General features: G+C 72.5%; 13 protein-coding genes. 9 read left to right on the forward strand and 4 right to left on the reverse strand.

What is annotated here, in order from left to right; all coding sequences use genetic code 11:
• Positions 1 to 93: 93 nt before the first annotated feature.
• Positions 94 to 1,212: a PP2C family protein-serine/threonine phosphatase gene (locus J116_RS20695; protein ID WP_037948088.1), complete on the reverse strand. Its 1,119-nt coding sequence runs from the start codon at positions 1,210 to 1,212 to the stop codon at positions 94 to 96.
• Between the two features lie 189 nt (positions 1,213 to 1,401).
• Between J116_RS20695 and glnA the strand changes: the two genes are divergently transcribed.
• The 3 genes from glnA (at position 1,402) to J116_RS20710 (ending at position 6,548) form a co-directional block, all read left to right on the forward strand.
• The gene (glnA, locus tag J116_RS20700; RefSeq protein WP_023588984.1) at positions 1,402 to 2,763 is read left to right on the forward strand and encodes a type I glutamate--ammonia ligase; all 1,362 of its coding nucleotides are present in this window, start codon (positions 1,402 to 1,404) and stop codon (positions 2,761 to 2,763) included.
• Positions 2,764 to 2,868: 105 nt separating this feature from the next.
• Positions 2,869 to 3,480, forward strand: coding sequence for a dihydrofolate reductase family protein (locus J116_RS20705; protein ID WP_023588985.1), 612 nt, complete (start codon positions 2,869 to 2,871; stop codon positions 3,478 to 3,480).
• An 80-nt stretch (positions 3,481 to 3,560) separates the two neighbouring features.
• On the forward strand, positions 3,561 to 6,548 hold the full coding sequence (locus J116_RS20710) for a bifunctional [glutamine synthetase] adenylyltransferase/[glutamine synthetase]-adenylyl-L-tyrosine phosphorylase (protein WP_028964330.1): 2,988 nt from the start codon (positions 3,561 to 3,563) through the stop codon (positions 6,546 to 6,548).
• A gap of 150 nt (positions 6,549 to 6,698) precedes the next feature.
• Here J116_RS20710 and J116_RS20715 read toward each other — a convergent pair whose 3' ends face one another.
• From J116_RS20715 to J116_RS20725, 3 genes are read right to left on the reverse strand one after another with little or no spacing between them, the layout of a single operon-like run.
• Positions 6,699 to 7,625 carry a phosphatase PAP2 family protein gene (locus J116_RS20715; RefSeq protein ID WP_079147782.1) on the reverse strand — a complete coding sequence of 309 codons (927 nt, stop codon included), beginning with the start codon at positions 7,623 to 7,625 and terminating at the stop codon, positions 6,699 to 6,701.
• Between the two features lie 36 nt (positions 7,626 to 7,661).
• Positions 7,662 to 8,732, reverse strand: a complete 1,071-nt coding sequence (locus J116_RS20720; RefSeq protein ID WP_023588988.1) for a LacI family DNA-binding transcriptional regulator — start codon at positions 8,730 to 8,732, stop codon at positions 7,662 to 7,664.
• Between the two features lie 25 nt (positions 8,733 to 8,757).
• A complete protein-coding gene (locus J116_RS20725) occupies positions 8,758 to 10,560 on the reverse strand; it encodes a glycoside hydrolase family 13 protein (RefSeq protein ID WP_037946833.1) in 1,803 nt (600 codons plus the stop codon).
• A 349-nt stretch (positions 10,561 to 10,909) separates the two neighbouring features.
• On the opposite strand from J116_RS20725, the gene J116_RS20730 reads away from it, so the two are divergent.
• From J116_RS20730 to J116_RS20755, 6 genes are all read left to right on the forward strand, one after another.
• Positions 10,910 to 12,190, forward strand: a complete 1,281-nt coding sequence (locus J116_RS20730) for an extracellular solute-binding protein (protein ID WP_023588990.1) — start codon at positions 10,910 to 10,912, stop codon at positions 12,188 to 12,190.
• A gap of 87 nt (positions 12,191 to 12,277) precedes the next feature.
• Complete coding sequence (locus J116_RS20735) at positions 12,278 to 13,264, forward strand: carbohydrate ABC transporter permease (RefSeq protein ID WP_023588991.1); 987 nt, start codon at positions 12,278 to 12,280, stop codon at positions 13,262 to 13,264.
• Positions 13,261 to 14,199 carry a sugar ABC transporter permease gene (locus J116_RS20740; protein WP_023588992.1) on the forward strand — a complete coding sequence of 313 codons (939 nt, stop codon included), beginning with the start codon at positions 13,261 to 13,263 and terminating at the stop codon, positions 14,197 to 14,199. The genes J116_RS20735 and J116_RS20740 overlap by 4 nt, the downstream gene beginning before the upstream one ends.
• A gap of 162 nt (positions 14,200 to 14,361) precedes the next feature.
• Positions 14,362 to 16,014, forward strand: a complete 1,653-nt coding sequence (locus tag J116_RS20745) for a glycoside hydrolase family 13 protein (RefSeq protein WP_023588993.1) — start codon at positions 14,362 to 14,364, stop codon at positions 16,012 to 16,014.
• The gene (locus tag J116_RS20750; protein ID WP_023588994.1) at positions 16,002 to 17,069 is read left to right on the forward strand and encodes a LacI family DNA-binding transcriptional regulator; all 1,068 of its coding nucleotides are present in this window, start codon (positions 16,002 to 16,004) and stop codon (positions 17,067 to 17,069) included. The genes J116_RS20745 and J116_RS20750 overlap by 13 nt, the downstream gene beginning before the upstream one ends.
• A gap of 1,044 nt (positions 17,070 to 18,113) precedes the next feature.
• A complete protein-coding gene (locus J116_RS20755; protein ID WP_028964333.1) occupies positions 18,114 to 19,820 on the forward strand; it encodes a carbohydrate-binding module family 20 domain-containing protein in 1,707 nt (568 codons plus the stop codon).
• Positions 19,821 to 19,945: the final 125 nt, after the last annotated feature.

Below are 19,945 nucleotides of genomic sequence, written 5' to 3' on the forward strand. Positions count from 1 at the left end.
GCCCTCCATGGGCGTGATGGTAATCGGCCACCCCCGGGGTCAGGCCACCCCCCGTCCCCCGGTATCCGGTAGCCCGCCTCCCGGCCCCTGCCCTCAGTCGTCGCGGCTCACCCGCAGGGCCAGCAGCGCCACGTCGTCGGCGATCTCGCCCGTGTACGAGCACACGTCCCGCCACACCCACCGCACCAGTGCCACGGGGTCCAGCTCAGCCCGTACGCGCTCGGCCAGCGGGTAGAACTCCCCGTCCGCGTCACGCGCCTCCGTCACCCCGTCCGTGTGCGCGAGCAGCACGCATGACGAGTCCAGCGGTACGGTCACCGGCTCCGGGGCGGCGAACTCCATCAGTCCAAGGCCCAGCGGCGGGCACGACTCCAGCTCCACCTCCCGCCCCCCGTCCCGGGTCACGATGAGCGGCGGTGGATGCCCGCAGCTCAGCACCCGCGCCGCCACCTCCCGCCCGGGACGCCCGTCCCCGGCCTTGCCCTCGTCCCCGGCCTCTCCCGTCTCCCCGGCGGGGAACTCGATCAGCACCGCCGTCGCGAACAGCTCCGTCTCGGCCTGCCGCGCGGAGTCCACGACCAGCCGCCGGTCCAGCCGCGCGGCCACCCCGGTCAGCTCCGGCTCGTCCAGCACCGCCTCCCGGAACGTGCCCAGCAGCGCCGCCACCGTCGAGACCGCCGAGAGGCCGTGCCCCTTCACGTCCGCCACGACCGCCCGCACCCCGTACGGGCTGGACTGCACGTCGTACAGATCGCCGCCGACCAGCGCCGTACGCACCGCCGCCCGGTACAGCGCCCCGCACCGCACCGGCCCCACGCGCGGCGGCATCGGAGGCAGCACCGCGTACTGGGCGGCCTCCGCGACCGTCCGCACCGTCACCAGCTGGGCGTCGCGCCGCCGCCGGGCCCACGCCAGCAGCACGCTCACCGCCCCGATCAGCCCCAGCGCCAGCAGGTCACCGGGGCTCAGATGCTCGGCCCGCACGCCCGGCACGGCCAGCAGCCCCGTGAGGACGACCGCCACCAGGGCCGTGCCGAGCATCCCGTACGCCAGTGACGCCAGCGGCGGGATCACCGCGAACGCGAAGCCAAGCTGCACCGTCTCGGGCGTCAGGAGCTGGGCGGTCAGCACGCCCGCCAGCAGCCCCCAGGGCAACGCCCGCAGCCAGCCGGGGGCACGGGCGCCGGGCAGTTCCCTCGGGACACGGTCCATGGGGCCCAGTCTGCGCGAAGCCCCCGCCGCCCGCCCCGCGCGCACCGCCGTCCGCGCCACCCGGCCCTCCGCCCGTACCACCGCCCCTGGCGTTACGTACGCCACAACGTGGCGGGCACTATGGGTTCGCAACGCGCACGAAACCGTGTGGTGGCATGCTGGCCCTGATCAGCGAGGATGGGTGTGGAAATGGACAAGCAGCAGGAATTTGTGCTCCGAACCCTGGAGGAGCGCGACATCCGCTTCGTGCGCCTGTGGTTCACCGACGTGCTCGGCTTCCTCAAGTCGGTCGCCGTCGCCCCCGCCGAACTGGAGCAGGCCTTCGACGAGGGCATCGGCTTCGACGGCTCCGCCATCGAGGGGTTCGCGCGCGTCTACGAGTCCGACATGATCGCCAAGCCGGACCCGGCCACCTTCCAGATCCTCCCCTGGCGCGCCGAGTCGCCCGGCACGGCCCGGATGTTCTGCGACATCCTCATGCCCGACGGCTCCCCGTCCTTCGCCGACCCGCGCTACGTCCTCAAGCGCATCCTCGCGAAGACCTCCGACCTCGGCTTCACCTTCTACACCCACCCCGAGATCGAGTTCTTCCTGCTGAAGGACAAGCCGGTCGACGGCAGCCGGCCCACCCCCGCCGACAGCTCCGGCTACTTCGACCACACCCCGCAGAACGTCGGCATGGACTTCCGCCGCCAGGCCATCACGATGCTGGAGTCCATGGGCATCTCCGTGGAGTTCTCCCACCACGAGGGCGCCCCCGGCCAGCAGGAGATCGACCTGCGCTACGCCGACGCCCTCTCCACGGCCGACAACATCATGACGTTCCGCCTGGTCATGAAGCAGGTGGCGCTGGAGCAGGGCGTGCAGGCCACGTTCATGCCGAAGCCGTTCTCGGAGTACCCCGGCTCGGGCATGCACACCCACTTGTCGCTCTTCGAGGGCGACCGCAACGCCTTCTACGAGTCCGGCGCCGAGTACCAGCTCTCCAAGGTCGGCCGCTCGTTCATCGCGGGCCTGCTGCGGCACGCCGCGGAGATCTCCGCCGTCACCAACCAGTGGGTCAACTCGTACAAGCGCATCTGGGGCGGCTCCACCCGCACCGCCGGATCGGGCGGCGAGGCCCCCTCGTACATCTGCTGGGGCCACAACAACCGCTCCGCGCTGATCCGCGTCCCCATGTACAAGCCCGGCAAGACCGGCTCGTCCCGCATCGAGGTCCGCTCCCTGGACGCGGGCTGCAACCCCTACCTGGCGTACGCGGTCCTCCTGGCGGCCGGCCTGCGCGGCATCGAGGAGAACTACGAGCTGGGCCCCGGCGCCGACGACGACGTGTGGGCCCTCTCCGACGGCGAGCGCCGCGCGATGGGCATCGAACCCCTCCCGCAGAACCTCGGCGAGGCGATCTCCCTGATGGAGCGCAGCGAACTGGTCGCGGAGACCCTCGGCGAGCACGTCTTCGACTTCTTCCTCCGCAACAAGAAGCAGGAGTGGGAGGAGTACCGCTCCGAGGTCACCGCGTTCGAGCTGCGGAAGAACCTCCCCGTGCTGTAAGCGCCGGTCAGCATCTGCGGGCACCCGAGTGGGTGCCGGCGCGGGCGCCCCTCCGCCGGGCCGTGTCGCGGTGCGGCCCGCGGGGGCGCGGGGGAGCATGGGGGGATGAGCAAGGTCTTCGCGAGTCTGGGGATCTCCCTGGACGGGTACGTCGCCGGGCCGCACGCCGGGCCCGACAACCCCCTCGGGGACGGCGGCGAGCGGCTGCACGCGTGGCTGTACGGCGTCGAGGCGTGGCGGAACCGGCAGGGGCCCGGCGGCGGGGAGACCGGGCGGTCCGGGCTGGTCGTCGCCGAGACCTTCGACCGCGCGGGGGCGTACGTCATGGGCCGCCGCATGTTCGACGAGGGCGAGCGGGCGTGGCCCGAGCCGCCGCCGTTCCGGGCGCCCGTGTTCGTGCTGACGACCAGCGCCCGCGACGCCTGGGTCCGCGAGGGCACCGTCTTCACGTACGTCACCGAAGGCATCCACGCCGCGCTCGACCAGGCGCGGGCCGTGGCGCACGGCAAGGACGTGCAGATCAGCGGCGGCGCCCACACCGTGCGCGAGTACCTCAACGCCGGGCTCGTGGACGAGCTGGAGCTGCACCTCGTGCCCGTTCTGCTGGGCGACGGCCTGCGCCTCTTCGACGGCGTCGACCCCGCCCTGCGGCTGGTGAAGGACCGGGTCGTCGACACGCCCGACGTCACGCACCTGCGGTACCGGACCGTCCGCTGAGACACCGCCACCCGCCGCGCCGCCGCCACCGGGGCCGATAGGCTCGGGTGGAGCGTGCACGGGTGGAGGGAGAGGCCGACATGACGACGGCGCCGGGGCGTAGGAGCAGTACCTTCACACGGCTGCTGCGGCACGGCTTCACCGACCCGTCCGCCGCCGAACAGCTCCTCGAAGGGCCCGCGCTGGCCCCGGTCCGCTCCCACCCCGTCCTCCTCGACGCCCTCGGCGTCACCGCCGACCCGGACCTCGCCCTGCGCGGGCTCGTACGGCTCGCGGAGGCCCAGCCCGACGGGCCGCAGGAGCTGCTGTCCACGCTGGTCACCGCCAAGCCGCTGCGGGACCGGCTGCTCGGCGTGCTCGGCGCGTCCGAGGCGCTCGGCGACCACCTGGCGCGCCACCCGCTGGACTGGCGGGCCCTCGTCACGTACGAGGCGGCCGACCTGCACCCCGGCGTCGCCGACTTCGCACGGGAGCTCGCCGCCGCCACCGACCCGGTCGCGCTGCGCGTCGCCTACCGCCGCTGCCTGCTGGGCATCGCCGCCCGCGACGTGTGCGGCACCACCGACGTCGCCCAGGCCGCCGCCGAGCTGGCGGACCTCGCCACGGCGACGCTCCGCGCGGGGCTCGCCATCGCCGAGGCCGCCGCCCCCGACGACGCCGCGCGCTGCCGCCTCGCGGTGATCGCGATGGGCAAGTGCGGCGGCCACGAGCTGAACTACGTCTCCGACGTGGACGTCATCTTCGTGGCGGAGGCCGTCGACGGCACCGACGAGCGGGACGCCCTCCAGGCCGCCACCCGCCTCGCCTCCCACCTGATGCGGATCTGCTCCGAGACCACCGTCGAGGGCGCCATCTGGCCCGTGGACGCCAACCTCCGCCCAGAGGGCCGCAACGGCCCACTCGTGCGCACACTCTCCAGCCATGTCGCCTACTACCAGCGCTGGGCGAAGACCTGGGAGTTCCAGGCGCTCCTCAAGGCCCGCCCCGTCGCCGGGGACGCGCAGCTGGGCGCCGCCTACGTCGACGCGCTCTCCCCGATGGTCTGGCAGGCCGCCGAGCGGGAGAACTTCGTCACCGACGTGCAGAAGATGCGCCGCCGCGTCGTCGACAACATCCCGCCCGCCCACCTGGAGCGGGAGCTGAAGCTCGGCCCCGGTGGCCTGCGCGACGTGGAGTTCGCCGTCCAGCTCCTCCAGCTCGTCCACGGCCGCAGCGACGCCACCCTCCGCAGCGGCACCACCCTCGACGCGCTCGCCGCCCTCGCCGCGGGCGGGTACGTCGGCCGGGCCGACGCCGCGCAGCTGGAGGCCGCGTACCGCTTCCTGCGCGCCATGGAGCACCGCATCCAGCTGTACCGGCTGCGCCGCACCCACCTCGTCCCGGAGGGCGAGGAGGACCTGCGCCGCCTCGGCCGGTCCCTCGGCATCCGCACCGAGCCGGTCGCGGAGCTCATCCGGGAGTGGAAGCGGCACGCGTCCGTCGTGCGGCGCCTCCACGAGAAGCTGTTCTACCGGCCCCTCCTCGACGCCGTCGCCCAGCTCGCCCCCGGCGAGATCCGGCTCAGCCCCGAGGCGGCCTGGCAGCGGCTCGAAGCGCTCGGCTACGCCGACCCGGCGGCCGCCCTGCGCCACCTGGAGGCCCTGTCGTCCGGCGTCAGCCGCAAGGCCGCCATCCAGCGCACCCTGCTGCCGGTGCTGCTCGGCTGGTTCGCCGACTCCGCCGACCCCGACGCCGGACTTCTCGGCTTCCGCAAGGTGTCCGACGCGCTCGGCACGACCCCCTGGTACCTGCGGCTGCTGCGCGACGAGGGCGCCGCCGCCGAGAACCTGGCCCGCGTCCTGTCAGCCGGGCGCCTCGCCCCCGACCTGCTGCTGCGCGCCCCCGAGGCGGTCGCCATCCTCGGCGCGCGCGAGGGCCTGGAGCCGCGCGGCCGCCGCCACCTGGAGCCGGAGATCCTCGCCGCGGTCGGCCGCGCCGACACCCCCGAGCAGGCCGTCGCCGCGGCCCGCGGGGTGCGCCGCAGGGAGCTGTTCCGCACCGCGGCGGCCGACATCATCGCCTCGTACGGCACCGAGGAGGCCCCCGCCCACCCCGACGCGGGCGCCCTCGTGGACCGCGTCGGGCAGGCCGTCACGGACCTCAACGCGGCGACGATCGCGGGCGCCCTGCGCGCCGCCGTCCGCGCCGAGTGGGGCGACACGCTCCCCACCCGCTTCGCCGTCATCGGCATGGGCCGCTTCGGCGGCCACGAACTGGGCTACGGCTCCGACGCCGACGTGCTGTTCGTCCACGAGCCGCGCGACGGCGTGGGCGAGCAGGAGGCGGCCCGCGCCGCGAACCGGGTCGTCGCCGAGATGCGCCGCCTGCTGCAACTGCCGACCGCCGACCCGCCGTTGCTGATCGACGCCGACCTGCGCCCCGAGGGCCGCAGCGGTCCCTTGGTGCGCACCCTCAAGTCGTACGAGGCGTACTACCGGCGCTGGTCGCTCGGCTGGGAGAGCCAGGCGCTGCTGCGGGCCGAGCCGATGGCCGGCGACGCAGACCTGGGCCGCCGGTTCATCGAGCTGGTCGATCCGCTGCGGTACCCGGCGAAGGGCCTCGACGAGGCCGCCGTACGGGAGATCCGCCGCCTCAAGGCCCGCATGGAGAACGAGCGGCTGCCGCGCGGCGCCGACCCGACCCTCCACACGAAGCTCGGCCGGGGCGGCCTGTCGGACGTGGAGTGGACGGTGCAGCTCATGCAGATGCGGCACGCCCACGAGGTGCCGGGCCTGCGCACCACCAGCACCCGCGAGGCGCTCGCCGCCGCCCGCGAGGCCGGTCTCATCGGCGGGCAGGACGCGCGGACCCTGGACGAGGCGTGGGTCCTGGCCACCCGCGTCCGCAACGGCGTGATGCTCGTACGGGGCCGGGCCGGCGACACGTTCCCGGCGGGCGCGCGCGAACTGGCCGCCGTGGGCCGCTACCTGGGGTACGGGCCCGGTCACGCGGGCGAGATGGTGGACGACTACCGCCGTACGACCCGCCGCGCCCGTGCCGTGGTGGACGAGCTGTTCTACGGGGCGTGAGCCGGGCCGTTCGCGGCGGCGTGGGCCTGATCCACGAGAGCGGACCGCGCTGATCCACGGGCGTGGACCGACGGGGGTACGCCGCCGACGCCGGGCGGCAGCTGACCTGAACCCGCCGTGTCGCGGCCTGAACACGCCCCGTACGCGCTGTTACGGCACCCGCGCCGCGCCCGCCACCGGCGCCGCCGGGCCGTCCGCCTCCAGCGCGGCCACCGGGGCGGCCGGCTCGGGCACCGGGACCGGGCCCACCGCGCCGCCGCCCGCGCCGGCCCGGGCGCCGCGCCCGCGCACGTACCGGGGCAGCCGGTGCGGCGGCTTGCCGTACCAGGCGCACACGAGGCCCACGCCGAAGGCCAGGCAGAGGATGCCGCCCACCGCGTCCAGCCAGAAGTGGTTGGCCGTCGCGACGATCACGACCAGCGTGAGCGCCGGGTACAGCAGACCCAGGATCCGCGCCCACGGGGCCTTGGCCAGGGCGAAGATCGCCAGTCCGCACCACAGGGACCAGCCGATGTGCATCGACGGCATCGCGGCGTACTGGTTCGACATGTTCTTCAGGTCGCCCGACGCCATCGAGCCCCAGGTCTGGTGGACCAGCACCGTGTCGATGAAGTTCTCGCTCTCCATCAGCCGAGGGGGAGCGAGCGGGTACAGGTAGTAGCCGAGCAGGGCGATGGCGGTCGTGGAGAACAGGATCATCCGGATCGCCGCGTAACGGCCCGGATGCCAGCGGTAGAGCCACACGAGCACACCGATGGTGACGAGGAAGTGCAGCGTCGCGTAGTAGTAGTTCATCGACACGATGAGCCAGTCCACCGAGTCCGCCGCGTGGTTGACGGTCTTCTCGAAGGCCAGGCCCAGGCTGTGCTCGGCGCGCCAGATCCAGTCGGCGTTGCGCAGCGCCTGCGCCTTCTGCTCCGGTACCGCGTTGCGAATGAGCGAGTACACGCCGTAACTGACGGCGATGAGCAGGATCTCGAACCAGATGCGCGGATGGCGCGGGGCCCGCAACCGGTCCCACGTGGCCCGGCGTGACGCCGAAGAGCCTTCCGACGTGGTCAAAATCCTGTCACCCATGAGCGGAGAGTCTGCCAGAAAGGTGCTGCTGTTCGATCATCCTTCAATCGGATTCTCGCCGCCATTGGTCCGTCTTTCGGAGGACCGCTGCCCCTGGGGTCCGGAGGCCGTCGAACCGCGCACCACCAGCTCCGGCATGAAGACGAACTCGCTGTGCGGGGCGGGCGTACCGCCGATCTCCTCGAGCAGCGCCCGCACCGCCGCCTGCCCCATCGCCTGCACCGGCTGCCGGATCGTCGTCAGGGGCGGATCGGTGAAGGCTATGAGCGGGGAGTCGTCGAAGCCGACGACGGAGACGTCCTGCGGCACGCGCAGTCCGCGCTGCCGGGCGGCCCGGATCGCGCCGAGCGCCATCATGTCGCTGGCGCACACGATCGCCGAGCAGCCCCGCTCGATGAGCGCGCCAGCCGCCGCCTGTCCGCCTTCGAGCGTGTACAGGGAGTGCTGGATGAACTCCTCGATCTCCTCGGGGGGAAGCCCGAGCCGCTCCCGCATCCCCGCGTGGAAGCCCTCGATCTTCCGCAGCACGGGCACGAACCGCTTCGGGCCGACCGCGAGGCCGATCCGTGTGTGCCCGAGCGAGGCGAGGTGGGTGACCGCCAGCTTCATCGCCGCGCGGTCGTCGGGAGAGACGAACGGCGCCTGGATCTCCGGGGAGAAGCCGTTGATCAGGACGAACGGGACGCCCTTGCCGCGCAGCTGGTCGTAGCGCTGGGTGTCGGCGGTCGTGTCGGCGTGCAGCCCGGAGACGAAGATGATGCCGGAGACGCCGCGCTCGACCAGCATCTCGGTCAGCTCGTCCTCGGTGGACCCGCCGGGGGTCTGCGTGGCGAGGACGGGCGTGTATCCCTGGCGGGTGAGCGCCTGGCCGATGACCTGCGCGAGCGCGGGGAAGATCGGGTTGTCCAGCTCCGGGGTGATCAGCCCCACGAGTCCGGCGCTGCGCTGGCGGAGCCGTACGGGCCGTTCGTAGCCGAGTACGTCGAGCGCGGCCAGCACGGACTGGCGGGTGGCGGCGGCCACACCGGGCTTGCCGTTGAGCACGCGGCTGACTGTGGCTTCACTGACCCCCGCCTGGGCTGCGATGTCGGCTAGCCGCGCGGTCATGTGGTGGGACTGTACCGGGCGCACGTCAGATTGCCCACCAGGAGCAGGAGTCGGGGGCGATGACCACGGTGCCGCGCGCGCCGTCCGCGGCCGCCTCCCGGTGCCGGCCGGGGGCCTGTACGGGGGCCTGGGACGGGTCCTCGACGGGGCGCGCGCCGCACTCCTCGCCCGGGTCGCTGCACAGCAGGAGCCGCCCGTCCGGTCCGCCGGGCCGGGGGATCTCGACGGCCCGGTCCGTCGTGTTCGTCACGCACACGACGGCCGTGCCCGCCGCCGGGCCGCCGGTACGACCCGGGCCGCCGCTACGGCCCGCGCGCCCGGCACCTTCCCCGCCGCCGCCCTCCGCGACCCGGCGGAACGCCAGCAGCCCCGCCGGTGCGGGCAGCCACTCCACCAGGCCGCCCGCGCCCAGCGCCGGGTGTTCGCGCCGTACGGCCAGGGCCGCCCGGTACAGCTCCAGCGTCGAGGCCGGGTCGCCGGTCTGCGCCTCGACCGACAGCGCGCCCCACCCCTCCGGCTGCGGCAGCCAGCTCCCGCCGGGCCCGAACCCGTACGACGAGCCGCCGCGCGTCCACGGGATCGGCACCCGGCAGCCGTCCCGCAGCCCGTCCTGGCCCTCGCCCCGGTGGAACGCCGGGTCCTGGCGCAGCTCGTCCGGCAGGTCCGTGACCTCCGGCAGCCCCAGCTCCTCCCCCTGGTACAGGTACGCCGAGCCGGGCAGCGCCAGCATCAGCAGCGCCGCCGCCCGCGCCCGGCGCAGCCCGCCCAGCCGGGTCGTGTGCCGTACGACGTCGTGGTTGGACAGCACCCACGTCGCCGGGGCGCCCACCGACGTGGTTGCCCTCAGCGACTCGTCGATCACCCTCCGCAGCGTGTCCGCGTCCCAGGGGCAGCGCAGGTAGTGGAAGTTGAACGCCTGGTGCAGCTCGTCGGGGCGTACGTAGAGGGCGAGCCGCTCCGGTGTCGGCGCCCACGCCTCGGCCACCCCGATCCGCTGCCCGCGGCCGGAGTCGCCCGGTTCGCCGTACGAGTCGAGCAGGCGCCGCCACTCGCGGTGGATCTCGTGGACGCCGTCCTGGTCGAAGAACGGCAGTTGCTGCGCGCCGATCAGCCGGGCCTGCTCGCGGCGGCCGATGTCGGGCAGCCCCGGCGCCTTCACCATCCCGTGCGCCACGTCGATCCGGAAGCCGTCCACGCCGAGGTCCAGCCAGAACCGCAGCACCGACGCGAACTCGGCCCGCACCTCCTCGTGGTCCCAGTTCAGGTCGGGCTGCTCGGGCGCGAACAGGTGCAGGTACCAGGAGCCGTCCGCGACCCGCGTCCACGCCGGACCGCCGAAGACGGACTCCCAGTCGTTGGGCGGCAGCGACCCGTCCGGGCCCTTGCCGGGGCGGAAGTGGTACCGGTCACGTCCCGTTCCCGCCAGGGCCTCCTGGAACCAGGGGTGCCGGTCCGACGTGTGGTTGGGCACGATGTCCACGATGACCCGCAGGCCCAGCTCGTGCGCCGCCCGCACCAGCGCGTCGGCGTCCCCCAGGTCCCCGAAGACCGGGTCCACCGCGCGGTAGTCCGCCACGTCGTAGCCGCCGTCCGCCTGCGGCGACGCGTAGAACGGGGTGAGCCACACCGCGTCGGCGCCGAGGTGCGCCAGGTGCGGCAGCCGCTCCCGTACGCCGCGCAGGTCGCCGATGCCGTCGCCGTCGCTGTCGGCGAAGGAGCGGACGTACACCTGGTAGATGACGGCGTCCCGCCACCAGCCGGGGCGGGCGGGCGGAGCGGGACGCCGGTCTCGCGGCGTCCGGGCGGGGGTGGTCAGCTCATGGGCCATGGCGCGGATGCCTCTCGTCCGGAACGCGACGTTCTGCAAGCGTTCTGAAAAGGCTTGCAAAGTTTTCGGCGGTCCCGCAAGGTCGCCCACGGGGGCGCGTGGGAGCGGGCGGGAGGCGGCGAGAGGCGCCCGTGCCTGGCGTGTCAAGCGATGCGACGGCAACTGTAGGGACACGTGGATGTAACGATCCCCTGACCTTGCAGAAAGTTGCCGCAAGGTCTTTCGGCTCGTTTTCATCCCTGTTACGTTCCTGGCAACCCGGCGCGCCGCGAAGGAGCGGTCGGCAGGTGGCAAGTCATCGCAAGATCTTCCGCCTCGGTCTTCCCCGGGATCAGTTGAAGGAGTTCACATGCGGCGTGGCATAGCGGCCACCGCGCTGGTCGCGAGCCTGGCCCTCGCGGCGACGGCCTGCGGCGGCGGTAGTGAGGACAAGGCGGCGGCCGGCGGCCCGGTCACCATCACGTGGTGGGACACCTCGGACGCCACGAACGAGGCTCCGACCTACAAGAAGCTGATCGAGAAGTTCGAGGCCGCCAACAAGGACATCAAGGTCAAGTACCAGAACGTCCCGTTCGCCGAGGCCGAGCAGAAGTACAAGACGGCCGCCCAGGCCGGCAACGCCCCCGACGTCCTGCGCGCCGACGTCGGCTGGACCGCCGGTCTCGCCGAGAACCAGTACCTCGCCCCGCTCGACGGCACCCCCGCCGTCAAGGAGATCGGCTCCTTCAACCAGGGCCTGGTGGAAGGCGCCAAGGTCAACGGGAAGCTGTACGGCGTCCCGCAGGTCACCGACGCCCTCGCGCTCCTCTACAACAAGGAGGTCTTCGCGAAGGCCGGCGTCCAGCCGCCGAAGACCTGGGCCGAGCTGTCCACCGCCGCCAAGACCATCAAGCAGAAGACCGGCGTCGACGGCATCTACCTCAACCCGGACAGCTACTTCGCCCTGCCGTTCCTCTACGGCGAGGGCGGCATGATGGTGGACACCGACAAGAAGAAGATCACCGTCAACGACCCGGCCGGCCAGAAGGCCGTCCAGACCGTCGTCGACATGATCAAGAGCGGTGCCGCCGTCAAGCCGGACTTCACCGACGGCTACAACAACATGCAGGCCGCCTTCAAGGACGGCAAGGTCGCCATGGTCATCAACGGCCCGTGGTCCACGGCCGACGACCTGACCGGCAAGGCGTTCAAGAACAAGGACAACCTGGGCGTCGCCCCGGTCCCGTCCGGCACCTCCGGCAAGGCGGGCACGCCCACCGGCGGCCACAACCTGGTCGTCTACAACGGCGCCGACGCCCCGCACAAGGAGGCCGCGCAGAAGTTCGTGGCGTTCATGACCTCCGCCGCCTCGCAGGAGTTCGCCGCCACCGAGACCGGCGTCCTGCCGACCCGTGACGACGCGTACACCGTCAAGGTCGTCGCCGACCCGATCCGCGCCGCCTTCAAGAACGTGCTGGCCGACTCCACCGCCCGCCCCGCCGTCGCCGGCGTGAGCGACATGTTCACCGAGTGGACCAAGCAGTACATCGAGATCCTCAAGGGCAACGCCACCGTCGAGAAGGGCCTCGACACGACCGCCCAGAAGTGGAAGACCAGCATCAACTCCCTCAAGGAGTACTCGGTCGAATGAGCCCCCTCGGCCCGGACCGGCACCCCGCGAAGGCGCGGAACGCCGGTCCGGGCCGGACCCGTACAGACCTGAGGGAAACCAACTTCCATGAAGACAGCCACCGCAGACCCCGCCACGGCCGTGCGGCCTGCCCGGGCCGGGCTGCTCACCCGCATGAAGCGTTCGTATGACCGGCACTGGTACGCCTGGGCCATGGTGCTGCCGGTGGTCCTGGTCATCGGCGTACTCATCGCCTACCCGCTGGGCCGGGGCGTCTACCTGTCGTTCACCGACGCCAACGAGCTGAACGTCGCCAAGCAGCTCGGCGCGACCGAGATCCCCGCCACGTACCAGTTCGTCGGCTTCGACAACTACTGGCGGGTGCTGTCCGGCGCCGACGGCGAGTTCTACCCGAAGCTCCTGTGGACCGTCGTGTGGACCGTGTCCTGCGTCTTCTTCCACTACACGATCGGCCTCGGCCTCGCCCTGCTGCTCAACCGCAAGGTCAGGGGCCGCTCCCTGTACCGGGTGCTGCTCATCCTGCCGTGGGCCGTGCCCGCCTTCGTGGCCACGTACATCTGGCGCATGATGTACAACTCCGAGTCCGGCATCTTCAACGCCGTGCTCGGGCAGCTCGGCATGGGCCCCGTGGACTGGCTCGGCGACACGTTCATGCAGAAGGTCGCCGTCATCGGCGTCAACGTCTGGCTCGGTGTGCCCTTCATGATGGTCGCCGTCCTCGGCGGCCTGCAGTCCATCTCCAGCGAGCAGTACGAGGCCGCCGAGATGGACGGCGCCAGCCCCTGGCAGCGGTTCCGCCACGTCACCCTGCCCGGCCTGCGCCCGGTCAGCGCCACGGTGATCCTGCTCGGCACGATCTGGACGTTCAACATGTTCCCGATCATCTACCTGATGCTCGGCGAGGCGAACGCCCTGCACAGCGAGATCCTCGTGACGTACGCCTACCGCCTCGCCTTCGGCTCCGTCCGTGACTACGCGGGCGCGGCGACGTACGGCATCCTCATCCTCTCCATGCTGCTGGTCTTCGCCGTCTTCTACCGTCGGATGCTCAACCGTCAGGAGGTCGCCCGATGAGCACGGTGACCCAGCCCCGGAAGAACGCCCCGGCCGCCCACGCCGCGACCGGCGGCCACCGCGCGGCGGGCTCCGGCTCCGGTTCCGGCCGCCGCAAGGTCCGCGGCCGCGAGGAGCGTTCGCCGCTCGCCTCCGCCGGGCTGCACGGCGCGCTGATCGTCGCCAGCCTCGTCGCGGTCTTCCCCATCGCGTACATGATCTTCATCTCGCTGCGCGGCCGGGCGGGCTGGACCAGGCCCACCAGCGCCGAGGGCGGCCTGGAGATCAGCAACTACACGTATGTGCTCACCGAGACCGCGTTCCCGCAGTGGTTCGCCAACTCGGTGCTCATCGCCGCCGGCACCACCCTGATCGGCGTCTTCGTCGCGGCCTCCACCGGCTACGCCATCTCCCGGATGCGCTTCCCCGGCCACAAGTCGCTGATGTGGGTGCTGCTCGTCACGCAGATGTTCCCCGTCGCCGTGCTGATCGTCGCCCTGTACAACATCCTCGGCAGGCTCGGCCTGCTCGACTCGTACCTCGGCCTGATCCTCACGTACTGCTCCGTGTCGGTGCCGTTCTGCGCGTGGATGATGAAGGGCTACTTCGACACGATCCCGCACGAGATCGACGAGGCCGGCCGCGTGGACGGGCTCACCCCGTTCGGCACCTTCTACCGGCTGATCCTGCCGCTCGCGAAGCCCGGCCTCGCCGTCACCGCCTTCTACTCCTTCCTCACCGCGTGGGGAGAGGTCGCCTTCGCCCGCGCCTTCCTGTCCACGGACTCGATGCTCACCCTCTCGGTCGGCCTCCAGAGCTTCATCGGCCAGCACAAGGCCGAGTGGGGCTACCTGACGGCCTCCGCGGTGATCATCACCGTGCCGGCGGGCCTCGTGTTCCTCCTGGTCCAGCGCAACCTCGTCGCCGGGCTCACGGCGGGCGGCACGAAGGGCTGAGACGGCCCGCCCGAGCGCCCGTACGTCCCCGCACCAGGCGCCCGCGCCCGTACGGCCTTCCGTACCGGCGCACCGCGCCCCAGAACGGCGGTGCCGGTCCGGCCCGACAAGCCCCGTCGCCGGACCCGGCACCGCCCCCATTCCACTCCACCCAGGGAAGACATGACCCAGCACCTCGCCGCCCCCGCCGCCCCGACCACCGGCACGGACACCGGCTGGTGGAGAGAAGCGGTGATCTACCAGGTCTATCCGCGCAGCTTCGCCGACGGCAACGGCGACGGCATGGGCGACCTCCAGGGCATCCGCAGCCGCCTCCCCTACCTGAGGGACCTCGGCGTGGACGCCGTCTGGCTGAGCCCCTTCTACGCGTCGCCGCAGGCCGACGCCGGGTACGACGTCGCCGACTACCGGGCCATCGACCCGATGTTCGGCACCCTCCTCGACGCCGACGCCCTGGTCCGCGAGGCCCACGAACTGGGCCTGCGGATCATCGTGGACCTCGTCCCCAACCACTCCTCCGACCAGCACGAGTGGTTCCAGCGCGCCCTGCGCGAGGGCCCCGGCTCCCCGCTGCGCGAGCGCTACCACTTCCGCCCCGGCAAGGGCGAGAACGGCGAACGGCCGCCCAACGACTGGGAGTCCATCTTCGGCGGCCCCGCCTGGACCCGCGTCGCCGACGGCGAGTGGTACCTCCACCTGTTCGCCCCCGAGCAGCCCGACTTCAACTGGGACCACCCCGCCGTACGCGACGAGTTCCGCTCCATCCTGCGGTTCTGGCTCGACATGGGCGTCGACGGCTTCCGCGTGGACGTCGCCCACGGCCTCGTCAAGGCGCCCGGCCTGCCCGACATCGGCGCCCACGACCAGCTGAAGCTGCTCGGCAACGACGTCATGCCGTTCTTCGACCAGGAGGGCGTCCACGAGATCTACCGCAGCTGGCGCAAGGTCCTGGAGGAGTACGACGGCGAGCGCGTCCTCGTCGCCGAGGCGTGGACCCCGACCGTCGAGCGCACCGCCAACTACGTGCGCCCCGACGAGATGCACCAGGCGTTCAACTTCCAGTACCTGGGCACCCACTGGGACGCCGCCGAACTCCGCAAGGTCATCGACGCGTCGCTCGCCGCGATGCGGCCCGTCGGCGCCCCCACCACCTGGGTGCTCTCCAACCACGACGTCACCCGGCACGCCACCCGCTTCGCCAACCCGCCCGGCCTCGGCACTCAGCTGCGCGAGCCCGGCGACCGCGAGCTGGGCCTGCGCCGCGCCCGCGCCGCGACCCTGCTGATGCTGGCCCTGCCCGGCTCCGCGTACGTCTACCAGGGCGAGGAGCTCGGCCTGCCCGACGTCACCGACCTGCCGGACGAGGTGCGCCAGGACCCGTCGTTCTTCCGCGCCACCGGCCAGGACGGCTACCGCGACGGCTGCCGCGTGCCGATCCCGTGGACGCGCGAGGGCTCCTCATACGGCTTCGGCTCCGGCGGCAGCTGGCTCCCGCAGCCCGCCACGTGGGGCGCCCTGTCCGTCGAGGCGCAGACCGGCGTGCCCGGCTCCACCCTGGAGCTGTACCGCGCCGCGCTGCGCGTCCGCCGCGAGCAGCCCGGCCTCGGCGCGGGCGAGGGCGTGGAGTGGCTGGACGCGCCCGACGGCGTACTGGCGTTCCGCCGGGACGGGTTCGTGTGCACCGCGAACACGACCGGCGGGCCGGTCCGCATCGACGTGCCCGGCCGGATGCTGCTCTCCAGCGAGCCGGTCCGCACCAGCGTGGACGGCACGACCGAACTGCCCGCCGACACGACCGTCTGGTGGGCGGTGTGACCGTCCCCCTGACCCGGGGCGCCGGCGACCTGACCGCCGGCGCCCCGCGCCTCTCGGACATCGCCGCGCAGGCGGGGGTGAGCGAGGCGACCGTCAGCCGGGTCCTGAACGGCAAGGCGGGCGTCGCGCCGAACACCCGCCACCGCGTGCTCGCCGCGCTGGACATGCTCGGCTACGAGCGTCCCGTACGGCTGCGGCAGCGCAGCGCGGGCCTCATCGGACTGCTCATCCCGGAGCTGACGAACCCGATCTTCCCGGCGTTCGCGCAGGTCATCGAGCAGGTCCTGGCCGGGCATGGCTACACGCCCGTGCTGTGCACGCAGATGCCGGGCGGCGCCACGGAGGACGAGCTGGTCGAGCAGCTGGAGGAACGCGGCGTCACCGGCATCGTGTTCATGTCCGGGCTGCACGCCGACACGACCGCGGACCCGTCCCGGTACGAGCGGCTCACCGCGCGGGGCGTGCCGTACGTCCTGATCAACGGCTTCAACGAGCGCATCGACGCCCATTTCGTGTCGCCCGACGACCGGGCGGCCGCGCGCATGGCCGTGCGGCACCTGGTGGAGCTGGGCCACGAGCGCATCGGCCTGGCCATCGGCCCCACCCGGTACGTACCGTCGCGCCGCAAGGCCGAGGGCTTCGTGTCGGCGATGGGCCGGATGCTGGGCGTGGAGCGGGAGGCGGCGGAGGGGTACGTCCAGTCCACCCTGTTCGGCGTGGAGGGCGGCCACGCGGCGGCGGGCGTCCTGCTCGACCAGGGCTGCACCGGCATCGTGTGCGGCAGCGACCTGATGGCCCTGGGCGCGATCCGCGCGGTCCGCGCCCGCGGCCTGGACGTGCCGGGCGACGTGTCGGTGGTCGGCTTCGACGACTCGCCGCTCATCGCCTTCACGGACCCGCCCCTGACGACGGTCCGCCAGCCGGTCCGCGCGATGGCCACGGCGGCGGTGGACGCCCTCCTGGAGGAGATCGAGGGCAACCCGGTCCAGCGCACCGAGTTCGTCTTCCAGCCGGACCTGGTGGTCCGCGGCTCCACGACGGCACCGCGGGTGTAGGGCTGGGCGCTTATCCATCAAGCGGCCCACCAGCCCCTAGCTCACCTGGGGGCCGGTGGGCTGCGCCCATTCCCACTGCCGCCACGAGCCGATCCGGAACTCAAGGGCCGTTTGAGCGTGCGGTGCTACTTGGGCCCCTTCGGGATGGGGGGAGCCATGGCATTCGAAGACGAGTGGGCGGCCCCGCCAGCGGCCGGGTGAGCGCGCCGCCCGACGCCCACGCCACCCGGCCCTCCCTCGGCCACGTGGCGGGCAGCCCGCCGCGCAGGACGAAGCTCCCGGTCTCGTAGGCCCGTACGTCCGCCTCGGCGTGCAGGCCGCCCCGCGGCAACTTCGCCGTCTCGCCCAGGGGGTGGTACCCGGCGCGCCAGGCGGCTCCCGCGGCCGAGCCGTCCCATGCCGCCGCCACCCGCCGGGCGCGGTCCGCGAGCGCCTGCTCTCCGTCACCGGCCGCCGGTTCCCCGCCCCCGCCGCACCCCGGCAAGGCGCCGGCCGGCGCCGTCCCGGCCGGCGGAACGACAGCGCGCGGGCAACTGGTGTGCTATGGCCTCCCGGTGGGTCCGCCCGTACCGCCACTGTGACGTGTGCGGGGCCGGGACGGTTCACCGGGAGGGGAGTAAGGGTGAGGAGGCCCGGGGCCGGCCCGTGCGGGGCAGGTGCGGGGGCGGGCCCCGGGCCTCCTGGAGGGACCGGGCCGGCCGGACGGGCGCGTGGGATCACGGCGTGGGCGCCGCGCCGGGGCGTGGTGCTCGGCCGGAACCCCCGGCCGGCCGGACCGGAGTCGTGGTTGAACGTAACACCACTGCAATCCTTTGCGAAAGGCCTTGCAGGAGGCCGGAGCCTGTTGGTTTCCGCCCGATGACCCACATGTGAGCGGAGTGTGTCGCAGGGGTTGACCTCGCGCCGGACGGCTCGTACGGTCACGTCCGAAAACTGTTGCTGCCGTCTTGCAGCAAGAAGATTCAACCGGCCTTGCGGGCATGGCGCGTTGCCGTACGAGGCTGCCCCCCACCGCATCCGCACCTCCCTTCCCCAGGAGGAAACATGGCCAGAAGAACCGTGGCAGCCGCACTCGCCCTCGTGGCGGGAGCCGCAGTCGGCGTCACGGCGCCCAGCCAGCCCGCACAGGCGGCCGCGCCCGGCGACAAGGACGTCACCGCCGTGATGTTCGAGTGGAAGTTCGCGTCCGTCGCCAAGGCCTGTACGGACACGCTCGGCCCGGCCGGGTACGGCTACGTGCAGGTCTCGCCGCCGCAGGAGCGCATCCAGGGCCCCACGTGGTGGACCGCGTACCAGCCCGTCAGCTACCGGATCGCCGGTCCCCTCGGTGACCGCGCCGCCTTCAAGAGCATGATCGACACCTGCCACGCCGCGGGCGTCAAGGTCGTCGCCGACTCCGTCATCAACCACATGACCGCGGGCAGCGGCACGGGCACCGGCGGCTCGTCGTACACCAAGTACAACTACCCCGGCATCTACTCCGCCACCGACTTCGACAACTGCACCGCCGAGGTCACCAACTACCAGGACCGCGGCAACGTCCAGAACTGCGAGCTGGTCGGCCTCGCCGACCTCGACACGGGCGAGGAGTACGTGCGCGGCCGCATCGCCGCGTACCTGAACGACCTCCTGTCGCTCGGCGTGGACGGTTTCCGCATCGACGCCGCCAAGCACATGCCCGCCGCCGACCTGGCCGACATCAAGTCCCGGCTCACCAACCCCAACGCCTACTGGAAGCAGGAGGCCATCCACGGCGCGGGCGAGGCCGTCTCGCCGAGCGAGTACCTCGGCAGCGGCGACGTGCAGGAGTTCCGCTACGCCCGCGACCTGAAGCGCGTCTTCACCGGTGAGAAGCTCGCGTACCTGAAGAACTTCGGCGAGGCGTGGGGCTACATGCCCTCCGGCCAGTCCGGGGTCTTCGTCGACAACCACGACACCGAGCGCGTCGGCGACACCCTGAACTACAAGCACGGCGCCAACTACACCCTGGCCAGCGTCTTCATGCTGGCCTGGCCGTACGGCTCCCCGGACGTCCACTCCGGCTACGAGTGGACCGACAAGGACGCCGGCGCGCCCAACGGCGGCCACGTCAACGCCTGCTACACCGACGGCTGGAAGTGCCAGCACGACTGGCGCGAGATCAAGTCCATGGTCGCCTTCCGGAACGTGGCCCGCGGTCAGGGCGTCACGAACTGGTGGGACAACGGCAACAACGCCATCGCCTTCGGGCGCGGCACCAAGGCGTACGTGGCCATCAACCACGAGACCGGCCCGCTGACCGGGACGTTCCAGACGTCGCTGCCCTCGGGCACGTACTGCGACGTCCAGAGCAACACGCCCGTCACGGTCGACGGCTCCGGCCGCTTCACCGCCACCCTCGCCTCCAACGCGGCCCTCGCCCTCCACGTGGGCGCCACGTCCTGCGGCGGAGGCGGCGGCACCACCCCGGCGCCCGTCACCAGCGGCGCGTCGTTCAACGTCACCGCCACCACCAGCCCCGGCCAGAACATCTACGTCACCGGCAACCAGTCCGCCCTCGGCAACTGGAACACCGGCAGCGCCCTGAAGCTCGACCCGGCCGCCTACCCCGTGTGGAAGCTCGACGTGACCCTGCCCGCGGGTACGACGTTCGAGTACAAGTACGTCCGCAAGGACGCCGCCGGAAACGTCACCTGGGAGAGCGGCGCCAACCGCGTCGCGACCGTCCCGGCGAGCGGCAGGGTGACGCTCAACGACACCTGGCGCAGCTGACCCGGACCCCGCCCGAGCCCCGCACCCCACCCGGTGCGGGGCCCCCACACCGGGCGGGTGCGCCACCGCACGCGCGAGCCACCCAGCACGCACCACCGAGCCCCGCACCCGGCCCGGGTGCGGGG

Source organism: Streptomyces thermolilacinus SPC6 (assembly GCF_000478605.2).
Classification (GTDB): Bacteria; Actinomycetota; Actinomycetes; order Streptomycetales; family Streptomycetaceae; genus Streptomyces; species Streptomyces thermolilacinus.

Coding starts and splice junctions, on each gene's coding strand:
- J116_RS20725 (WP_037946833.1), bottom strand. CDS start 10,560: ATGGCCCATGAGCTGACCACCCCCGCCCGGACGCCGCGAGACCGGCGT.
- J116_RS20735 (WP_023588991.1), top strand. CDS start 12,278: ATGAAGACAGCCACCGCAGACCCCGCCACGGCCGTGCGGCCTGCCCGG.
- J116_RS20730 (WP_023588990.1), top strand. CDS start 10,910: ATGCGGCGTGGCATAGCGGCCACCGCGCTGGTCGCGAGCCTGGCCCTC.
- glnA (WP_023588984.1), top strand. CDS start 1,402: ATGGACAAGCAGCAGGAATTTGTGCTCCGAACCCTGGAGGAGCGCGAC.
- J116_RS20710 (WP_028964330.1), top strand. CDS start 3,561: ATGACGACGGCGCCGGGGCGTAGGAGCAGTACCTTCACACGGCTGCTG.
- J116_RS20720 (WP_023588988.1), bottom strand. CDS start 8,732: ATGACCGCGCGGCTAGCCGACATCGCAGCCCAGGCGGGGGTCAGTGAA.
- J116_RS20715 (WP_079147782.1), bottom strand. CDS start 7,625: ATGGGTGACAGGATTTTGACCACGTCGGAAGGCTCTTCGGCGTCACGC.
- J116_RS20705 (WP_023588985.1), top strand. CDS start 2,869: ATGAGCAAGGTCTTCGCGAGTCTGGGGATCTCCCTGGACGGGTACGTC.
- J116_RS20740 (WP_023588992.1), top strand. CDS start 13,261: ATGAGCACGGTGACCCAGCCCCGGAAGAACGCCCCGGCCGCCCACGCC.
- J116_RS20745 (WP_023588993.1), top strand. CDS start 14,362: ATGACCCAGCACCTCGCCGCCCCCGCCGCCCCGACCACCGGCACGGAC.
- J116_RS20755 (WP_028964333.1), top strand. CDS start 18,114: ATGGCCAGAAGAACCGTGGCAGCCGCACTCGCCCTCGTGGCGGGAGCC.
- J116_RS20695 (WP_037948088.1), bottom strand. CDS start 1,212: ATGGACCGTGTCCCGAGGGAACTGCCCGGCGCCCGTGCCCCCGGCTGG.